Origin of the sequence: Streptomyces pathocidini (assembly GCF_001418495.1) — a bacterium.
Taxonomy (GTDB): Bacteria; Actinomycetota; Actinomycetes; order Streptomycetales; family Streptomycetaceae; genus Streptomyces; species Streptomyces pathocidini.
In genome coordinates, this window is record NZ_LIQY01000629.1 from 1 (window position 1) to 2726 (window position 2726).

Sequence of the window (2726 nt, forward strand, 5' to 3'; positions counted from 1 at the left end):
GTACGCCCCACCCGGCCCGTACGCCCTGACCAACCCGTACCCCCGCAACCGGCCCGTACCCCGCGACTGCCCGGCGCCTACCGCCGCTTGCCGTCCCGGGCCGTGGCCTCGACGCAGAAGTGCCGCCAGTCCGGCGGGCCGCCGGACTCGTCGGGTTCGGCGCAGGCCGTCAGCACGAACCGCCCCTCGGCGCCCACCAGGGCGGTGTGGTTGTCGTGGCCGTAGGCGATGACGGCCCGGGCGCCCTTGCCACCCTCAGGGGTGATGACGACGGCGTCCCCCGGGTCGGCCTCCATGAGCTTGGCCCAGGCGGCGCGGCAGGAGGGGCTGTACTTGATCTGCAGGCGCACCGGTCTCCGCACGTCCTGGAGCACCTGTGCGTCGGCGTCGCAGCCGAGTTTCCCGACGTCCAGGCCGTGGCAGGCGGCGCCGTTGCAGTGCCGCACGGCGGGCGGCCGGCTGTCCGCCCGGCCGCCGTCGCCGCTTCCGCCCCCGGCACCGAAGAGCCCGGTCACGAAGCCCCCCGCGACCGTTGCCACCACCGCCACGACGGTGGCGCCGACGAGCTTCTGCGGATCCTTCGCCGCGTCGCGGACGCGCCGCCAGCGCCCCCTCGCCGATACGCGCCGCCAGCGCACCCTCGTCAGTACGCGCCGCCGGCGCCCCCTCGCCGGTAACTCGGGGGCCTCCGCGGGCTCCTCGCCGTTGTCCGCTGCCACAGCCACCTCCGGCCAGGTCGAACCAGTCCCTGACCTGCCATGTTGCTATCCGGAAGACCGCCGGACCAGGCCGTTCCCGCACAACTTCCGTGTCACACCGCCCGGTTGGGCCATTCCGTGGATCGCCGGCTCACGCCCAGCGCACACCGACGAGTCGACGCGCCACCGGCGTGCGCCGGTGGCGTTACGCGTCCAGCCCCGCCAGGACCAGCGGCAGCCGGTCGGCGCCCGAGGCGCTGACGCGCACCGGAACGCCCCAGTCCTGCTGGTGGACATGGCAGGCCGGGTACTCGTCCTCCGCGGCGGATCCGCTGCCGGACGCGGGGGCGTCGCAGGAGGCGGCCATCGCGGAGACGTGCAGGACGCCCTCGGTGGCGCCGTCCGCCAGGACCAGGTCCCGGCTCAGGTCCGTGCCCTGGCCCGCGCCCTCGGCGAGCAGTTCCGGGGGCGTGGCGCTGACCAGCAGCCGGGTGGACGGCCCGTACCGGGTGTCCAGCTTCTGCCCGGCGGGCGCCTGGAACACCACGTCCAGCCGGAGCCGGCCCGGGGTGACATCCGTCGCCGCGCGCTGGGTGCGGTGCGCGACGGCCTCGACCCGTACCGCCTCCTCGGGCAGCCGGAGCCGGGTCAGCCGGTGGCGCGCGGACTCGACCACCACGATGTCGCCGTCCACGAGCACGGCGTCGGAGGGCTCGCGCAGATCGGTCGCGAGGGTGGAGACCTCGCCGGTCGCCGGGTCGAAGCGGCGCAGCGCGTGGTTGTAGGTGTCGCTGACGGCCACCGAGCCGTCGGGCAGCGCGGTCACGCCCAACGGGTGCTGGAACAGGGCCTGTTCGGCGGCCCCGTCGCGGTGGCCGAAGTCGAACAGGCCAGTGCCGACGGCCGTGCGGACGGCGAAGCCGTCGCCGTCGCGCTCGACCCAGCGGACGGCGGAGGTCTCGGAGTCGGCGATCCACAGCCGGTCGGCGGAGGCGGACAGCCCGGAGGGCTGCGCGAACCAGGCCTCGGCGGCGGGCCCGTCGACCAGCCCCTCGTTGGTGGTCCCGGCCACCGCCTCGACGGCCCCGGCCGCCGGATCGTACGTCCACAGCTGATGCACCCCGGCCATGGCGATCCACAGCCGGTCGGCGAACCAGGCGATGTCCCACGGCGAGGAGAGGCTGACCTCCAGCGCGGGCCCGGAGGTGGCGGACCCCTGCCACCACTGCAGCCCGGTGCCCGCGAGCGTGGTGGTGCCCCCCGTCTCCGGGTCGAACCTGCGCAGGGCGTGGTTGACGGTGTCGGCCACCGCGACGCCCCCGTCGGGCAGCAGCGCGAGCCCCTGCGGCTCGCTGAACCGCGCGTGCCCGGCGGGCCCGTCCGCGAACCCCCGCTCGCCGTCCCCGATCCGCCGCACGACGCTCTCGCCGTCGGCCGCCAGCTCCACCAGCTGGTGGCGGGTGGTGTCCGAGACCAGGAAGGTGCCGCCGGGCAGTCGCAGCGCCTTGCCCGGGAAGCGCAGCTCGGTCGCCTCCGGCTCGGGCGCGACGTACGGCCCGTCGCCGCGGCGCAGCGTCCCCTTGGCGGCGTGCGTCGCCTCAAGCTCCTCCACGAGCCGGGCGATGGCGTGCGCGTGGCCCTCGCCCGCGTGCTGGGCGACCACGTACCCCTCGGGGTCGATCACCACGAGCGTCGGCCAGGCCCGGACCGCGTACTGCTTCCAGGTGGCCAGCTCGGGGTCGTCCAGGACGGGGTGGTGGACCTCGTAGCGCTCGACGGCGTCGACGACGGCCTGGTGGTCGGCCTCGTGCACGAACTTCGGCGAGTGGACGCCGATGATCACGACGGTGTCGCGGTGCTTCTCCTCCAGCTCCCGCAGCTCGTCCAGAACGTGCAGGCAGTTCACACAGCAGAACGTCCAGAAGTCGAGGATCAATGTGCGACCTCGGAAGTCGGCGAGCTCCAGGTCCTTGCCGCCGGTGTTGATCCAACCGCCCTTGCCGATCAGCTCGGGGGCACGGACACGGG

At 74.7% G+C, this 2726-nt stretch carries 2 protein-coding genes; both read right to left on the minus strand.

Features of this window, described 5'->3' with window-relative positions:
* Positions 1 to 77 precede the first annotated feature (77 nt).
* Positions 78 to 719, minus strand: coding sequence for a DUF2690 domain-containing protein (locus AOK16_RS23740; protein WP_055474172.1), 642 nt, complete (start codon positions 717 to 719; stop codon positions 78 to 80).
* Between the two features lie 184 nt (positions 720 to 903).
* Positions 904 to 2726, minus strand: a 1823-nt coding sequence (locus AOK16_RS23745; RefSeq protein ID WP_055474173.1) for an NHL domain-containing thioredoxin family protein, incomplete at its 5' end; no start/stop codon positions are given.